Raw genomic sequence first — 16,600 nt, forward strand, 5'->3', positions numbered from 1 at the left:
GCATGCTGATATGGAAGTAATTGAATACTTGGGTGATACATTTGATTTTGGCATTTCTTCACCGCGGAAAGAATTTATGGATGAAAAGATCGATTCAAGAAAACCAGGAGCTGTTCAGCACATTGCTTTTAAAGCTGAAAGCAAAGAAGAGATTGATGAAATATTCCCTAAAGTAAAAGCATTAGATGTAAAGATTCTTCATGGAAAACCCAAAGAATACAAAGAACGGATTGCGCCTAATTATTATGCGTTGTTTTTTGAAAGTCCGGAAGGTATCCGTTTTGAGCTATTTTATTACCCAGAATAAATGGAAAATTTACTAAGAATGTGAAGTCAATGCAAGAGTAGAAAAATTGTTTTAGATACTCCTTATAAAGTAGACACTAGACAAAATTTAGTGTCCACTATAAGGAGTATTTTTTTAACGATTCAACGTACATTGCTCGCCCTATTTTTAGACTGATAGATGTTATCGGAATAAATAGTTTCATTCTCTACGGAAGAAGGTGACTCCTCATTTATGACTAACAATTTTGACTGAAGAAAAATGAAGAGTCGTTTGAATTTCATCCTTTTGGTTGATATTGTTTCTATTCTCCTTTGTCTATACTTAAGGCAGAGGAGATGAGAACTATGACAAACTTAATCGAAGTTAAGCATTTAGAAAAAAGTTATCAAAAAAAGGTGATTCATGATATCAGTTTTTCAATTAAAAAAGGAGAAATTTTGTGTCTTCTTGGCCCGAATGGGGCAGCGAAGAGTACAACAATCAACATTTTGTGTGGAGCATTAAACTATGATCAGGGAGAAATTTTATATCATGATGAAAAAATAGAGAAAAATCTTTCAAATTACAAAGAACACTTAGGAATCGTACCTCAGGAATTAGCTCTTTATGAAGATCTATCTGCAGAAAATAATATTCAATTCTTTGCTTCTTTATACGGGCTAAAAGGACAACGTTTAAAAGAAGGAGTTGATTTTGCCTTAAAATCAGTAGGCTTAATAGGACATCGTAAAGAAAAGGTAGCAACTTTTTCTGGAGGCATGAAACGTCGCTTGAATATTGCTTGTGCCATTGCTCATGAACCGGAACTTTTAATCATGGATGAACCAACTGTCGGTATAGATCCTCAATCGCGTAACCACATTTTAGAAGCTATACAGAAGATGCGGCAACAGGGAATGACTATTTTATATACCACGCATTATATGGAAGAGGTTGAAGAAATCTCTACTCGTATTATCATTATGGATCACGGTAAAATCATCGCAGAAGGGACGAAGGAGAGCCTAAAAGATCGAAAGGAAGAAAAGGAAATTACCATTCAACTTGCCGACAGTTCAACGCTATCTCTGAGCGAACTCTATCAAGTTGAAGGAATAACGAAGATTCGATGCGAGGAGAAAGAATTAGTGATAACTGTAATTAAGGGTGTTGAGAATTTAGATGCTGTGATTACTAAACTTATACAACAAGATCAGAAAATCCAAAATGTGATGATCGAAGCAGACAACTTGGAAACAGTATTTCTTGATTTGACTGGTCGTTCTTTGAGAGATGTGAGGTGAGGACATGTATCGTTTTATGAGTATACTAAAAAGAGATACGCTTAATTTGTTTCTCAATCCCATGTGGGTCATTTTATGTATTGCCTTTCCTTTTTTATTCGCTACTATCTTAGGTATACTTACGGAAGGGCTTTATGGGTCGAGCGTTTCTAGCTATGATTATTATGGTATTACGATGTTAGTATTTAGCTCGCTTTACGCTGGGACCTATTCAGCCAATAGTTTTCTTGAGGAGCGAATCAAACAACCCAATTTGCGAATCATTTTTTCTCCTATCCCATCTTTGTTTATTCCTATAGCCAAAATAATCGCTACGTTTCTTTTCACTGGTATTTTCTTTACCTTTTCAGGTGGGTTAGCCTATTTGTTTTTCAATGTGAATTTTGGCGGGGAAATGGTGCTATATGTGTGGGTATTGATTTTAGCATTAGATTTTCTCTTTAGCTGTGTGGGTGTGTTAATGTGCTGCCTTTTTAAAAGTGAAGGAGTAGCCAATCAAGTATTGAGCATTCTAACTGCTTTTTTGGGCTTACTTTCAGGCTTATTCTTTCCGGTAGCAAGCCTAGGTAAAGCAATGGTTACTATCAGTAACTTTTCTCCCGTAACAAAAGTGTTAGATGCTGTTCTTATGCTGATTTATGATCAGAATTCCACTCAGTTTTTCCCTATGCTAGTCCTATTATTGACCCTATCGCTAGCAACTATAGTACTGATTGGATTTCTATTTAATGGGGAGGACTATGTATGATTGCTTTATTAAAAAATAATGGACGAAGACTTATTCAAAAACGTCAAAGAGTGATAATGATGCTTGTGCTTATGACTGTTTCTGTAATAGTTGCTGTGTATGTGAGTGGTCAAGAAAAGGCGCCTCTACGTGTTGCTATTGTTGGAGATGTGCAACATGAATTGATTTCCAATCAAAGGGTAACAGTTTCTCATGTAACGGAAGAGCCATCTATGCTTCAACTGCTCAAAGGAGAGTACGATGCAGCTATAACAAAAGAAAAAAATCATTTAACTGTATCCTCTATAAAAAATGAAGCGTTTGAAGAAGAAGTAAAACAAGCTCTACTAGACCCTCAAGATGTTTCCTTGTTACAACGTGATTCAAAAACTGGAAGTCGAATTATTGGATTTTTGTTAATGTTTTTATTGATGTCAGCAGTTGTAAATATGTATATTTTCAGTGAAGACAAAGAAAAACGAATCATGGAACGGATTGTTGCTGCGCCTTTATCTTTTTGGAAGTTACTACTTTCGTATAGTCTGGTCACTTTTGGATTACTAGTGTGTCCGGCATTAATAATACTAGCTGCAGTGAACACGATCGTTGGTGTTTCGATTGGTTTCTCATTTTTGCAGTACTTGTTTTTACTTTGTTTGATTTCATTATTTGGCACAGCGTATTCTCTGTTTATCGCTGCATTCATTTCAAATGGGGATCAAGCAAATATGGTCGGTTCGATGCTAATCATGCTTACAACGATTTTATCAGGAAGCTTCTTTTCTTTTGAAGGAGGGAATCGTTGGATAGATGGACTAATCAAATGGTTGCCACAAAAAAACTATTTGAAAATCGTTGAAGCAATTGAATCAGGCAGCAACTTGAGAGGAGTCTCTTTTGAATTGTTTTATCTTTTGGCGTTCACGGTGCTGTTTTTCTTTTTGGCTGTAGTAAAAACGAGAAAAGAGTATATCCGTAAGTAATTAACCTGATATACTAGAGAAAGAAACTCTTAAGGGGGAGCAAAATGTGGAAAAGAACATTGCTAGTATAAGACTTCGCTTACCAGAAATTCGAAGAGATGTTATAGAGAGAAAAGACTTATTACAAAAAATAGAATACGGCAGCTCAAAGAAAATCATGGTTTTAGAAGCAGGTGCTGGTAAGGGAAAAACGACAGCAATTTGTACTTTTTTAGCAAAAAAATCTCCCGAAAAAGTAAAATGGATTAGCTTAGCTTCAGACTGCAATAGTTTATCTGCTTTCTGGAGCTATTTAATCGAAGCTTTTCAAGACAAATTAGGTAGTATAAAACAAGAGTTTTTGGCTTTTTTTCAAACTACTTGTAATAGAGAAACGATAGAGAGTCTGATCACTTATTTTGTAAATAGTTTAATTGAAGAGACAAATGAAGAGCTTTTTTTGATTTTGGATGATATCCATTTAGTAGAAGACCCTGTTGTTATCCATTCCTTAGAACAGTTTTTAAAGCAATTACCTAGTTTTATCCACGTTGTTTTATTGACTAGGTATACATTACCTCTGTATTTAAGTCAATTTGAGATGGACAATGAGTTAGCCTATATCGATGAATCCTCATTTGTTTTATCTGATGAAGAAGCGAAAACATTCATTCAACGCACGACAGGTGAACAATTAGCTTCAACAGAGATGGAAGAAATGCTAGAGATTGCTAAGGGGTGGATAGGTGGGTTACAAATGTTGACGGCGGCAAAGCTGAGGAATAATTTATCTGCGGTAAAGCTCATGCAACAGGAGAATCAATTGTTATCGGACTATTTGACACAGGAAATCTTTCAACAGCTTACAGAAGAAGAGCGGTCATTCTTAATTGAAACATCGTATTTTCCTTATGCGACAGAAAACTTGACGAGGGCATTGGAGATAACGGTTGATTTTAGGTCAATATTACCAAGACTAGTCCAAAAGAATCTATTGATCACCTGTATGGATAATCAGCAACAGGTGTACCAATACCATCCGATTTTTAAAGAATATTTAGTGAGACGTTTTCAGCAATTATCCATTGAAAAGCAAGTAAATTTAAAGCGAAAAGCAGCAAACTTTTATATTGAGGAAGAGGATCTGTCTCAGGGTTTTTCCTTGTTGTTAGAGTTGGAGGATTATGAGCAGTTGATGAACTTACTTTTGCAGCATCAAGAATCACTTCGAACGCTCTATTTCATTGAAAAAATACCCATAGAAATAGCTATAAGTAATATAGATTTTTCTTACCAAAAACTCTTTTATCATTACTCAAATTTGGACTATAAAAGTTGTTTACTTCTTCTTGATGAATTAGGTGAAAAATATCCACGATCTGAAGAAGTTCAAGCTCTCGAGGGGGTTCGCCTGCTTTTCGATGATACCTTTTCACCATTTCATCAAAAGATCACTCATTTAGAAGAAATTCAAAAGTTGAAATTGAATGATTCTTCTAAAGCATTTATTTTATTGAAAAATGCTCTTTTTTATTTTTATCAAGATGATTTTCATGCAGCTGCTGAGTTTGCCTTGGCTGCTTTGAAACTGAATAAAAATTGGAATAATCCGTTTCTGCAATTTTTTGGACGAACACTACTTGCTCAGAATTTTGAGGAACTTGGGGAATTAAACAAGAGCATTCAAATGATGGAAGAAGCAAATCATACATTGGAGTCGCTTAAGATAAGCTCTGAAATGAGGCAAGGCTACCTGTTGACCTTTTATATGACGATTACAGGTGTTTATCTAAAACAATTCAAATTACTAGAAGCAAAACAAATGTTAACAGCAATCAAAGACAACAATCAGCATCTCAATAATCCTTCTTATTATTATAATTATGCTGAATACTTGTATTTATCAGATGAAATTGAGTTAGCCTATGCTGCCGTGAAACAGTTAGAACAGAACTCATCTTCAAGTTCAATTGGACCATTGACCAAAGCTGGTATTTTGAGATATAGCTTAAAGTATCAGCAATTGACTGAGGTAGAAAAAGATAATTTTCTTGTTCAATTTCATCAGTATCCTGACTACCAAAATCTCAGCAATCGATTGTTTTATGCCATGATTTTATTAGATAAAAAGAATTACGAGGAGACGCTTTCTATGGTGGACGAAATTTTGGCAGAAAGTAGAGAACACAAAATATATTTTAAAATAATTGATGCTAGTTTACTAAAAATCAAACTTTTTTGCCATTGGGGGAATGGCAACCCACGTACTTTAAAAAATCTGTATCACGAAAGTCTCTATTATGCAGCAACAAATGAAGTATTGGGTATTTTCTATTATTATAAAGAAGAGCTTTCTCAACTCTTTGAGAAATATTCAGAGATTATAACTGCTGATTTGGGAGCAAAAGAACAAAAATTTCATAAGCAGGTTTTAAAGATATGCTTAAAGAATAGTAATAGTGAACTTTTAACTGAGCGAGAATTAGATGTGCTTAGAGAAATCGCTAATGGCAGAAGCAACAAAGAAATCGGGGAAACACTTTTCATTTCATTAGCAACGGTAAAGACACATGTGTTGAATATCTATCGGAAGTTAGAAGTAAATTCACGAATTTTAGCAGTTGAAAAAGCGCGAGAACTCACAATTTTATAAGTAGCTCTATTCAGATTATTTGGATAAAGGGCTTCAAATTAGAGTGGAGCAAGAATAGACCAAAGGAGGAACAAACAATGAGCAAGTATGGAGATTTATGGAAAGCATTAGAAGCTGATGGAAGAAAAAATTTATATTTAAGTTTTCAAGAGATAGAAGCTATTTTAAGGTTCCCAATCGATCATTCTTTCCTGACGTATAAAAAAGAAGCGAAGAATTATGGCTATGAAGTTGGTAAAATTTCAATGAAAGAGAGAAGGATAAACTTTAAAAAAATATAAGCCAATTTATTCTCAAATAAGGATCAAGGGAATCTCTTAAAAGAGAAATAGGCAATAAGTGAAGAACATTATCAACTAATTATAAATAGAATCTTTACCCGGGGATGAATAGCAGGCACCTATGACACATAGTATGCTTATTAGTAGGAATTAATGCTGTTTTTCGAGAAAATAATATTCTTGAATACCTGATACATACCAATAGAATAGGCAATAACTACTCTGAAAATCAAGTAATCTATCCTCCACAGGAATACTCGATGAATTCTTGTAGGGAATAGATTGTGATAAAGATGGTTCAGTAATTAACGTTTATGAGAATGTGTGAGTGCAACAGGAGAATGTAATTTCGCAATAATTATCGGAGCATTTATCTAAATTCACCGACTCAATAAAATGTCCATCCCAATAGATGCCATTATCTGTAAACCAATTACCAATAACCTGTGACATCAAAATTCTAATACGAGTTACACCTGAATCATTCAAAGGATGTAAACCAATGTATTCAAAGTTGGCCCACTGACCACTTGCAAACTGCCAATCAACAAGAGTGCAGTTATTCGCTTTCTTCTGTACAAGATAGTGCTGGCTAAATTCCCCCGGCGATAAATTTCTACATGCAGCTGTGTATGTTGTAGATGTACAACCCTCAATGCCTTCCAGTAAACTTTTGCCAAATAATAAATTTTCAAGGGTATGGTAGCATTTTAACTCACCAGATAGGGTAAACGCCGGACGAACCAACAGTTTTGCTTCGCCAACCATTCCGTCTGCTGAAACAGTAAAACGCTCTAAGGTTGGAACTTCAACAATCTCTATGCTGACACCATGTTTACGAAAGCGTGCGGGAGTAATGCCATAGCAATCCTTGAAAGCACGAATATAAGACTGTTCATATTGAAAGCCGCAATCTAATGCTACTGAAAGGATACTCTCCCCTGCCAACAACTGAGGCAGATTGCTCGCTAATCTGCGTGCGCGAATATAGGCTTTAGGTGTCATACCTATAAAGCGGTCAAATAAGCGAATCAACTGAAAAACGCTTAAATTGGTAGTTAAGGATAACTGTTCGAGCGAAATAGGATTTTGTAGGTTTTCTTCTATATATTCAAATGTCTTATTGATTTGGCTGACTATGGACAATGAAATACCCCGCAATCTGGATTCATTTTTTTGTTTTTATTTCTGTTAAAATTGTATCATATTTTTAAGAAAGATAGATAAGTCTTGGTGGAAAGGTCGAGGAATGATGATGAGTTATCCTGTAAATAATAGTATCTTTTTTAATGGCTCAGTAGACCGTTCGCAGGCTCCGCTTGTTCCTCATAGAAATGCTTTTCCAGCAGCTATGATGTCACTAGGCGTATTAATGGGATTAACACATGATACGAGTTTGATCGATGCTCATGGAAGAATGTGGCGAATGGATCACGATCACAACCTGCATATGGGGATTTCCGGTGAGGCATTTCGATTTATGTTTGACACGGCAGAGTACTTCAGCTTCTCTATGTCAGACGGTGCAATGCCAGTGAGAGATTGTTTTTCAGCGATTGGGTTATCTTGTGAATTATATGCCACAAAAACTGTTAATGGGATCGATGGTGTATATACGGACGATACTGAGATAAAGAAACTTATTTTGAAGAACCTGTGTGCTGGCTTTCCTGTGTTGCTTGTGGGAGATAGGAGAATGGATAGGGTAATTTTGGCTATAGGTTATGAAGAAGCTGGAGAGACATTGATTGGATGGACGTTTTCAACTGGAAATGATATTCCCAATAAATGTTTTTCACCCCAAGATTGTCAGTATATTACAAAATGGTATCAAGATATTGGCGCTGCTGTACTTGTTAAAGGGAAATCTACACGTCCTTCAAATGAACAGTTAGTCACTATTTGTCGACGGGCTCTTGAGCGAAATGAACGATTTTTACGCGGGGCCCGTAATGCATCTTACGGTTTAGATATCAATTACTATGATAACTGGATTGAAGTTTTAAAAGATGATAGCTTTTGGGCGCCAACTATAAATGGTTTTCCTTATATATATCCTGAAATTTTTGATTTGGCCGAACGCCGTATGTATGGTGCTGAATTCCTAAAAAGGGTTGGCTATATGCTTGATACGGATAAACTTCTACCGGCTGTAGATGCAGGTAATGAAATTCACAGCTTAATGTGGTCTGTTCATTCAATTATCAATGAAACTGAAAAGGGAAACAACGCGTTGTATGATCGGTTAGTGCGAAAAAAAATAGGTGAAACGCTTCATAAATGTCGTGCATTGGACAAGATAATAGCCGATTGTATAGTTGAGGTATTGAAATGATACGATTCAACTGACTACAAATAATATCTTTAAGGAGAGTATAGCTTATGTATGAAAGATTATTGGAAAAAGCACTTTCTCCAACATTTACTGACTTACTTAAGTATAGCGGAGCTTGTAGTGATTTATGGCTAGTATTGGATGATTATTTACAAAAGGAGTTCTCAGCAGAACGGCAAATACGTTTTCCATATGGAAACAATTATGGCTGGAGTACAAAGTATAGTTTGAAGAATAGGCATATTTGTGATGTATTTGCAGAGAATGGTGCATTTGCTGTACATTTTCGTGTGAGTAACGATTGTCTGAATACTATTTATACCGATCTTTCAGATTATGCTAAGGAAATATGTGATGCAAAGTATCCTTGTGGTGAAGGCGGCTGGTTGACCTACAGGGTATTGTCGCAAGAGCATCTTGTTAAACGCAACTGAAAAAGGGGCCACTGGATGATTCAAAAAGGGGCCAAAAATTAGTTTAGCCATTTCTTTGTATCTTCTACACGAAAAGATGGACCACTGAGATCCAACACATGAGCCCGATGGGCCAAACGGTCCACCATTGCTGCTGTAAGCATTGGATCTTTAAAGGTTTCTTCCCAGCGATCGAAGGACAGGTTCGTCGTGATGATCATCGAGCCGGCAGTCGTTCGATTCGAGAGAAGATTAAAGAGAATCTCGCTTCCTATTTGATCAAATGACACATAACCTAATTCATCTAGAATAACTAAGTCGTATTTGCCAAACCGGCGCTTATAAAAATTCAACTGGTTCGCACTCATGGATTCTTTTAGTTCGATGACCAAGTTAGGGATATTCGTAAAGAGGACACTTTTTCCGGAAAGACAGGCTTCCATTCCGAGAACAGTTGCTAAATGGGTTTTCCCAACGCCAGGATTGCCCATTAAAATAAGATTCTCTTTTTGATCGATGAATCGTAATGTTTTCAACTCTTTGATTTGTTTCTTCATTTTCACTTCTAAATGACTGTCCATGTAGTCATCGAACGTCACTTTACTTGGCAATTTTGATTGACGAATCAGTGTTTGAATCCGATTGTTTTGCCGCTGTTCAATCTCTAACGTAAGCAGCTGTGTAAGAAACTCCTCAAAATTTTGATCCAGGTCGATCGCTTGCTGGAGTAAAGTGGAATAGTTTTTCTTCAGATAAGGTAATTTTAATTGCTTGGCATATGCTTCGATCATTTATTGGCCGCCTTTCTCACTTGGTGGATCAGATTATATTCCTGCAGTTGGTTTCTCGCTTCATTTACCGCTCGACTAGGTGGTGTTTTAGAGACCTTATGGTCTTTCAACGCTTCTTCTTCTAACTGGATGATCAATTGATCCAAAGAGATACTTAAATGATTTTCAATAAATTGAAGAAATCTACGCGGGGTCTTTTGATAATACTGAAGAAAACAATGCCGCAACTTAGGTGTCTTCTTCAAAACAAGCGAGTGTTCCAATGACTTAGGCTTCCGTAAAAAAGTCGTTAAATAATGACGAATATCGATCGAGTATTGCTTTTCTCCCTTCTGAATAAGGTGTGTCGCGATAATCTGGCTGGAACCGACAATTTTCAGTTCATTGAGATAACGTTTCACGATGACTTTCTGACCAACCAGATAATCTGGAACGGAATAGTAGTTGCCATTCACATGGACAAAACTATATTTATCTACGGTTTGCTTTGTAGTGATACCGTAGTCATAAAATCCTCGGAGCGGCTGTAATTGTGCCTGTTCCACAGCGATCGTCGAGTCTAAGTTTAATTCAAGTATAGCTTGATCTAAATGTTTTTGGGCATGTCCAATCGATTCAAACTCATACTGTTTTGTGAACGCTTTTCGGCGTAAAACCTGCACACTTTTCTCTACGTGTCCCTTTTCATGGCCGCTGAAGGGATTGGTCACCACTGGCTCAAAGCGATAATAAAGAGCCATTTTCACTAACTCGTCATTGAGTTCCTTCTCATGTCGGCCGACAAAGCGTTTCACTACGTTTCGCATATTGTCATAAACAACCGTAGAGTAAACACCCTGAAGCTGTTCAAAGAAACAAATATGGGCATCCAAGAAAACCTGTTGGTTGGCAGATTCATAGAGCTTTCCCCAGCGGTAACCAGAAGCTGGGCAAGAGAATACCGCGATCGTCAATGTTCTCTTTTGTTGGTTGATCAGACATTTTACTTCACCAAAATCAAACTCGGTTCGATAACCCAATGGGTAAAGCTGCTTGATATACGCCTCTTTTTTTGCTTGAAGTTTTTCTCGAATATATGGACGTAATGTACTCTGTCCAATATCAAACCCTTCTGATACCAACATTTCGTGAATCGCTACAGTGGTCAATCGTTGTTTATGAGGACCAAGCTGTTTGGCTTTTAATTGATCAAATGCGAGAATTTCTTCGACCCGTTGGTCGATTTCAGGTGTATATTTTCTAGGTTGCCTATTCTCTGTTTGATAAGTTGGTGGAGCCGTTAACTGCTCTTTTTTTATCGGATTGGCAGGATCTTGTTCCAATGATCGTTGTGCTGCTTGATACTGCCGCCAGTAACGACCAACAGTTTTTCGATTGAGACCCAGTTCTTTCGCAACAGAACGTTGAGAACGGCCACCTTCCAGCAGACGAATGATTGTTAATTTATCCATAAAAGTTATCACTCCAAGACCTCCAATAAGTAAATTGATTCTTTACTTATTGTGAGTTAGTAGTGGTCCCTTTTTCAACCATCGTTTCTATGAAAAGTGGCCCCTTTTTAAACTAGCATAAACACATCTTACTGATGTGAAAAAAATACTCTGTGCAAAAATAAGTTTATCGATACTTAAAGGCCGGAAGGAATAAGAATACTTTGAGGTATCCAACATGATATTTAGTGGGTTAAGGTGGATAGTGGATTTTTGTACAATCGTCAGGAAATAAACAATTATTGGAGGGGACTTATGGAGATTCAGTCAATCACTAAACTATTTCCTTTCGAGAACCGTCTGCGTTTTTTTTCATTACCTGAAGTGCGTTTAATTGGAAAATCTTTACGACATATCAATGGACCCAGTTACATCCATTCCTCTTTTTTGGTAGGAGTATTTCGCTCGCTATTACAAGAGTATCGAGGCTTTACCACAGGTGATTCCCACTACCGTAGCGTGGTTTGGTGAGCATGCTTACAGGGACTTACACGTATATGATCGGTTCTATTTGTCCTGTGTCCTGTAGGTACACCAGCCCCATCAGGGCTTGAATACTGGGATATACCTTCTCAGTTATTGGCCCACGGACAAACTAGTGATTTTCCACCAGCAGCTCATAACATTAGCCGATTTGCGAAAGTAGTTGATGACTGTGGATTTGTTCAAGGACAGGTGCGCAGTGAGTTCTATCCTTATGATGCTAAAAATTCTGATATATGTTGTACACTTTTTAGCGTACATCCTAAAAGTGAAGAGGGTGATTAAACTGGGACGCTGTTTATCAGTCAGTTCCACAATTCTAATAAAGATGTGTTGGAGGATAAGTAATAGAGGATACGTCCCTAGTAGTATTGGTATGTCTATGTTAAAAAAGGATGGTGAATAGAATGTTTACATTTGATACAAATAAACTGGCATGGATTAGAGAGCCTAAAACGATGGTTGTACAACCAGAAAAAATAGCAATCACTACGGAGCCGTATACTGATTTATGGCAACAAACTTATTATGGTTTTCAAAATGATAATGCACCTATTCTGTACTTGGAAACAGATGAAGAGTTTTTTTCCTTTTCTGTCAAAACTGCTTTTGACAGTCAACATAGGTTTGATCAATGCGGGATTGTGGTCTATCAAAACAGTGAAAATTGGTTAAAGGCTTCTGTTGAGTATGAAAATGAAAGCTATCAGCGGCTTGGCAGTGTGGTTACGAATAGCGGTTATTCTGACTGGGCAACGACAGATGTTTCGGTTGACATAAAGGTTTTATATTACCGCTTGAGCCGTAGGAAGGCTGACTTTCTTATCGAGAGTTCAGTAGATGGAATCGAATACAAGCAGATGCGCATTTGCCACCTGAGTAGTGCGGAAAACAATATTCGTTTTGGCATTTACGCTTGTAGTCCTGAAGCGTCTTCATTTGAAGCGGTGTTTACAGAAATGGCTGTCACACCTTGTCAGTGGCCAAGTCACTCAATTGAGTAATTGAACTTATGAGGGGGAGGAAGAGATGAATAATAATCCGATCATTTCAAACTATTCTAGCTTTGATGAAGATCAAAGAGCCTTTGAAAGTAGAGCTGCTCAGATAGAATTTATCTACACTAAACGGCTCCTTGATCAATACATTGATTCAGAAAAAACAGTTATTGAATTGGGATGTGGGACAGGATACTACGGTCTTTATTTATCCGATAAGTGTAAGTATTATCATGGCATTGACCTTGTTCCCAAGCACATAGAACAGTTTCAGTCTAAAATTATCGAACAGGATTTACACCATATTAGTGCATCGCTAGGAGATGCAACGCATTTACCTGAAATACAAGATAATTCTTATGATGTTGTTTTGGTTTTAGGACCTATGTATCACTTGCCGCATGATGAGCGTCAAAAAGTTATCATGGAGAGCAGGCGGATTTGTAAAATTGGTGGTGTAATCATGTTTGCCTATATAAATAAAATTGGCGCTTATCTACGAGCATGTATTGATGAAAACTTAAAAGCGGATTACCCAAATGAAGCTGCGAATAATTCTGTTTTCGTAAACGGAGTTGACGATAAACTGTCAGAAGTCTTTTATTTTACTATGCCGGAAGAAATGGAGCATGATGTGACGCAAAAGGGGCTGTCAATCGTTCGAAATGCTGGCGTAGACTTTTCATTTAGTCCCACTGATATAAACCGAATGAGCGATGAGCAATATGTAGCTTGGACAGAGATTATGGATTATATGTTCGCTAGTCCATCCTGTACGGGTACCAGTAGCCATGCTGTTTTAGTATGCTGTAAGTAGCATTTATAGATATTTTTTTATGAAGTAATGAAAGGGAATGATGCAAAAAAGTAATTCTAAATATGCCAGTATTAATATAGTCTTTTTCATGGACTTTCTTGAAGCATCTGGCTTACAGTTGCATGATATAAACATATCTAAATTACTAGAGAACTTCGAAACATAGTAACAACAACTTATAGAATTTTTTCAGGAGTAGAACATGCGCTTGAAATATGAAATTGTCTACACAAGGAGGGAATAATTATATGGATTTTTGTGTGGAATCGATGGATGCATTTCAGCTTTTAGGTAAAGCAGAACGACAATTTATCAATATTGTTCAAGCAAATAAATTTTGGGATTTATGCAAACAAGATGGTACATTAGAAAGATTAACGAGGTATTCAACTTCATTAGACAAAGAGTATATTGGTATAGCAGATTCTTCGTCCTACGATGGAAAAAGTTATTTGTATTACATTGCCACTCCTTTTGATGGGAACGCCATTCCCGATGGTTTTATGACGATCCATCTCCCAGCATCTCTGTGGATCAAATTTACGTGTTCAAGTTTTGTTTTGGATACTGCAAACAAGGATATTTGGGCATACATTTATTCAGAGTTTTTCCCTGCATCAGAATATAAACCAACCGAATATCAGTTGGAAGTGTATCCTTGCGGTGATGGAAGCTATTCAGAAAACAAAGCAGAGATTTGGATTTCTGTAAAAACTAAAGCGTAAAAATGTTTGTTATGTCTAAAGTGAAACTATAAAATGAATGAAAACGCATGTCCATAAATTAGACATGCGTTTTCATTCATTTTGAAGAATTATTCCAAGTTTTAAAGGACTCGGATATATAGATTTTTTAGAAATGTTTTAGGAAACGCTTTGAACAATCGCCCTTCTGACTACTTCTACACAAGCGGTCGATAAAGCGAGGAAATTACTTTCTAGCTCACCACTTGCTAATGCAAAAATAGTGTCACCGTCGAATGCTGTATGGACGGGATTGATTGCTAAGGCAAGGCCATCATGCGCAATATCAGCCAGCTTATTTGTTTGTTCTTTTGTAAGAGCTGCATTTGTTAGAATACAGCCAATTGTTGTGTTTTGACCAGACATATCAGTGTGTGTTCCAGCCAGTAACAGCTCCTTCGCTGTTTTCTTTTCAGGGTGTTGAATACCGGCAATCCATTCATTTTTTTCATTATAAATGTCGCCAAAGGCATTTACAGCAATGACCGCAGTAATTTCTACGCCATTATCCAGTCGGATCGTTGAAACACCTAATCCGCCTTTAGACGATGAGGAAGGTCCCAATAGTTTACCGATGGTTGCACCAGTTCCGGCACCGATATTTCCATGCAAAGTATTGTTAGGAATTGCTGACTGACAGGCTTGATAGCCAAGTGCTTTGTCTGGGAATGCAAACTCCTTATAGTCTAAGTCAAACAATACTGCGCCTGCAACTATGGGCACTCGATGTTTTCCTGCTTGATACCCGATATTTTTCTCATGAAGATAGTCCATAACGCCACAGCTAGCTTCAAGGCCAAAGGCACTACCGCCACTTAATATAATTGCGTTCGCTTTTTGCACACTATTCATCGGTCGCAATAAGTCGGTTTCACGAGTCCCTGGTGCAGCACCTCGAATCGATACTCCGCCAACTGCTCCTTCTGGTGATAAGATGACAGTCACTCCAGTTCCCTTCGTTTCATCCTGTGCATGTCCAATTAAAAATTTATTTGTCATAGTCAAATCCTTTCTTGATTTTTGTCAGTATGACAAGAAATAGCTATAAATAGAATTTTAGCGTGCATTTCAGGCAACTGCAATCTTTCTTTTGCTTTCTTTTTCCTAATTTTTCTTTGTGGGATAGAATATCTGATTGGATAAAGAAAGAGTGAATAGTGAAACATAAGGGGCAAGAGATAATTTTGTTGTCGTCTTCGTGTATAATAGAAGTAAGAGTATAGATTCAAGGAAGGGGCGAGCTGTATGGAATTGAGAGTACTGAGGTATTTTTGGACAATTGCTGAGGAAGGTAGTATTTCTAAAGCTGCAAGCCTTCTACATATCACTCAACCTACATTGAGTCGGCAATTGATGAACCTTGAAGAGGAGTTAGGTGTACAGCTGTTTATTCGTGAAAAAAAACGGTTGATCCTGACTGAAGCGGGGATGTATTTGAAGGATCGAGCACAGGAAATCATATCTTTGACGGATAAAACTGAACAAGATTTTGAAGATCAAAAGAAACAACTGTTTAGTGGCACGCTATCGATTGGCTGTGTCGAGGCAAATAATTCCAAGGTACTGGCAGATTTTTTAAAGAAGTTTCTTTTGGCGTACCCTCAAGTCAATTTTAATTTGTTTAGCGGTACAGGGGATGACATTTCCGAAAAGCTGGATAAGGGCTTGCTAGACATAGGGATTTTAGTAGAGCCAGTTCAGACTGAGAAGTATGAATGTTTAGTATTTCCCGAAAAAGAACGGTGGGGTATCCTAGTAGAAAAGAGTTTTCCGCTTGCACAAAAACAGGCAGTCAGTCCCAAAGAATTGCGAGAGCTTCCTTTAATGTGTTCGGCTAGACCTGAGGTTCAACGATTGCTGGAACAATGGTCGGGCGTTCCTAGCGGTGACATGACGATTGTTGGCACGTATAATTTGATTTTTAATGTGATTTCATTAGTGGAGAATCGAGTCGGCGCTGCATTGATGATCGAGGGAGCTGCTTCTTATTTGAAAAGTGAACACACCCGATTCATTCCTCTTTCTCCTGAGGTCAGTACAAGTTGTGTGGTTGTTTGGAAACGAAATCGTACGCTGTCTCCTGTAACACACGAATTTATAAGGAAATTAACTCATGCTTTTCAGGCATGAATGTTATTGATGTAAGTATTAGACGAATAGAATATTCTGCTGTACTATGTAGGTGTAAAAGACATAGTACAGCTTTTTTGTGATGAGTATCATACTCTTTCATATCAAAGGAGGCTTTTGAAGGCAATAGGAAGTTAGCTTAGGCATAGCATCTCGTTTTTTTGCCAAAAGTTCGTGAAAGATAAACAAGGAATGGGAGGAAACA

The 16,600-nt window shown here is 37.3% G+C and carries 16 protein-coding genes (1 of these 16 running past the window's edge); 12 read left to right on the forward strand and 4 right to left on the reverse strand.

Annotation, left to right across the window (positions count from 1 at the left end):
• From A5888_RS21235 to A5888_RS21260, 6 genes are all read left to right on the forward strand, one after another.
• Nucleotides 1-307 carry the 3' portion of a VOC family protein gene (locus A5888_RS21235; protein WP_086347217.1) on the forward strand. Its footprint begins 125 nt before the window's first position, so only the last 307 of its 432 coding nucleotides appear in the window; its start codon lies beyond the left edge, outside the window; its stop codon occupies nucleotides 305-307.
• A 326-nt stretch (nucleotides 308-633) separates the two neighbouring features.
• Nucleotides 634-1,572, forward strand: coding sequence for an ABC transporter ATP-binding protein (locus A5888_RS21240; RefSeq protein WP_086347218.1), 939 nt, complete (start codon nucleotides 634-636; stop codon nucleotides 1,570-1,572).
• Between the two features lie 4 nt (nucleotides 1,573-1,576).
• Nucleotides 1,577-2,320, forward strand: coding sequence for an ABC transporter permease (locus A5888_RS21245; protein WP_086347219.1), 744 nt, complete (start codon nucleotides 1,577-1,579; stop codon nucleotides 2,318-2,320).
• On the forward strand, nucleotides 2,317-3,282 hold the full coding sequence (locus tag A5888_RS21250; protein WP_086347220.1) for an ABC transporter permease: 966 nt from the start codon (nucleotides 2,317-2,319) through the stop codon (nucleotides 3,280-3,282). The genes A5888_RS21245 and A5888_RS21250 overlap by 4 nt, the downstream gene beginning before the upstream one ends.
• A gap of 46 nt (nucleotides 3,283-3,328) precedes the next feature.
• A complete protein-coding gene (locus A5888_RS21530; RefSeq protein ID WP_422389728.1) occupies nucleotides 3,329-5,914 on the forward strand; it encodes a LuxR C-terminal-related transcriptional regulator in 2,586 nt (861 codons plus the stop codon).
• A 77-nt stretch (nucleotides 5,915-5,991) separates the two neighbouring features.
• Nucleotides 5,992-6,195, forward strand: a complete 204-nt coding sequence (locus tag A5888_RS21260) for a hypothetical protein (RefSeq protein ID WP_086347223.1) — start codon at nucleotides 5,992-5,994, stop codon at nucleotides 6,193-6,195.
• Nucleotides 6,196-6,507: 312 nt separating this feature from the next.
• On the opposite strand, the gene A5888_RS21265 is transcribed toward A5888_RS21260, so the two are convergent.
• On the reverse strand, nucleotides 6,508-7,341 hold the full coding sequence (locus A5888_RS21265; RefSeq protein WP_170924661.1) for a helix-turn-helix domain-containing protein: 834 nt from the start codon (nucleotides 7,339-7,341) through the stop codon (nucleotides 6,508-6,510).
• A gap of 109 nt (nucleotides 7,342-7,450) precedes the next feature.
• Between A5888_RS21265 and A5888_RS21270 the strand changes: the two genes are divergently transcribed.
• Both A5888_RS21270 and A5888_RS21275 read left to right on the forward strand, forming a co-directional pair.
• Entirely contained in the window at nucleotides 7,451-8,530 is a 1,080-nt protein-coding gene (locus A5888_RS21270; RefSeq protein ID WP_139843785.1) for a hypothetical protein, read from the forward strand.
• A gap of 47 nt (nucleotides 8,531-8,577) precedes the next feature.
• Nucleotides 8,578-8,964: a DUF3788 family protein gene (locus A5888_RS21275; RefSeq protein WP_086347226.1), complete on the forward strand. Its 387-nt coding sequence runs from the start codon at nucleotides 8,578-8,580 to the stop codon at nucleotides 8,962-8,964.
• Between the two features lie 38 nt (nucleotides 8,965-9,002).
• Here A5888_RS21275 and istB read toward each other — a convergent pair whose 3' ends face one another.
• A complete protein-coding gene (gene istB / locus A5888_RS21280; RefSeq protein WP_086347227.1) occupies nucleotides 9,003-9,734 on the reverse strand; it encodes an IS21-like element helper ATPase IstB in 732 nt (243 codons plus the stop codon).
• Nucleotides 9,731-11,185, reverse strand: coding sequence for an IS21 family transposase (gene istA / locus A5888_RS21285; RefSeq protein ID WP_086348506.1), 1,455 nt, complete (start codon nucleotides 11,183-11,185; stop codon nucleotides 9,731-9,733). The genes istB and istA overlap by 4 nt, the downstream gene beginning before the upstream one ends.
• 929 nt (nucleotides 11,186-12,114) lie before the next feature.
• Here istA and A5888_RS21290 point away from each other — a divergent pair.
• The 3 genes from A5888_RS21290 (at nucleotide 12,115) to A5888_RS21300 (ending at nucleotide 14,247) form a co-directional block, all read left to right on the forward strand.
• Entirely contained in the window at nucleotides 12,115-12,711 is a 597-nt protein-coding gene (locus A5888_RS21290; protein WP_086347230.1) for a DUF1349 domain-containing protein, read from the forward strand.
• 25 nt (nucleotides 12,712-12,736) lie between these two features.
• Complete coding sequence (locus tag A5888_RS21295; RefSeq protein ID WP_086347231.1) at nucleotides 12,737-13,522, forward strand: class I SAM-dependent methyltransferase; 786 nt, start codon at nucleotides 12,737-12,739, stop codon at nucleotides 13,520-13,522.
• Nucleotides 13,523-13,770: 248 nt separating this feature from the next.
• Nucleotides 13,771-14,247: a GyrI-like domain-containing protein gene (locus tag A5888_RS21300; RefSeq protein WP_086347232.1), complete on the forward strand. Its 477-nt coding sequence runs from the start codon at nucleotides 13,771-13,773 to the stop codon at nucleotides 14,245-14,247.
• A 138-nt stretch (nucleotides 14,248-14,385) separates the two neighbouring features.
• Here the strand turns inward: A5888_RS21300 and A5888_RS21305 are convergent, their stop codons facing one another.
• Nucleotides 14,386-15,264 (reverse strand): P1 family peptidase, encoded by an 879-nt coding sequence (locus tag A5888_RS21305; protein WP_086347233.1) that lies wholly within the window; start codon nucleotides 15,262-15,264, stop codon nucleotides 14,386-14,388.
• 246 nt (nucleotides 15,265-15,510) lie between these two features.
• On the opposite strand from A5888_RS21305, the gene A5888_RS21310 reads away from it, so the two are divergent.
• On the forward strand, nucleotides 15,511-16,395 hold the full coding sequence (locus A5888_RS21310) for a LysR family transcriptional regulator (protein WP_086347234.1): 885 nt from the start codon (nucleotides 15,511-15,513) through the stop codon (nucleotides 16,393-16,395).
• Nucleotides 16,396-16,600: the final 205 nt, after the last annotated feature.

The sequence above is a fragment of the Enterococcus sp. 9E7_DIV0242 genome, from assembly GCF_002140975.2.
In the GTDB taxonomy this organism is placed as follows: domain Bacteria; phylum Bacillota; class Bacilli; order Lactobacillales; family Enterococcaceae; genus Enterococcus_L; species Enterococcus_L clewellii.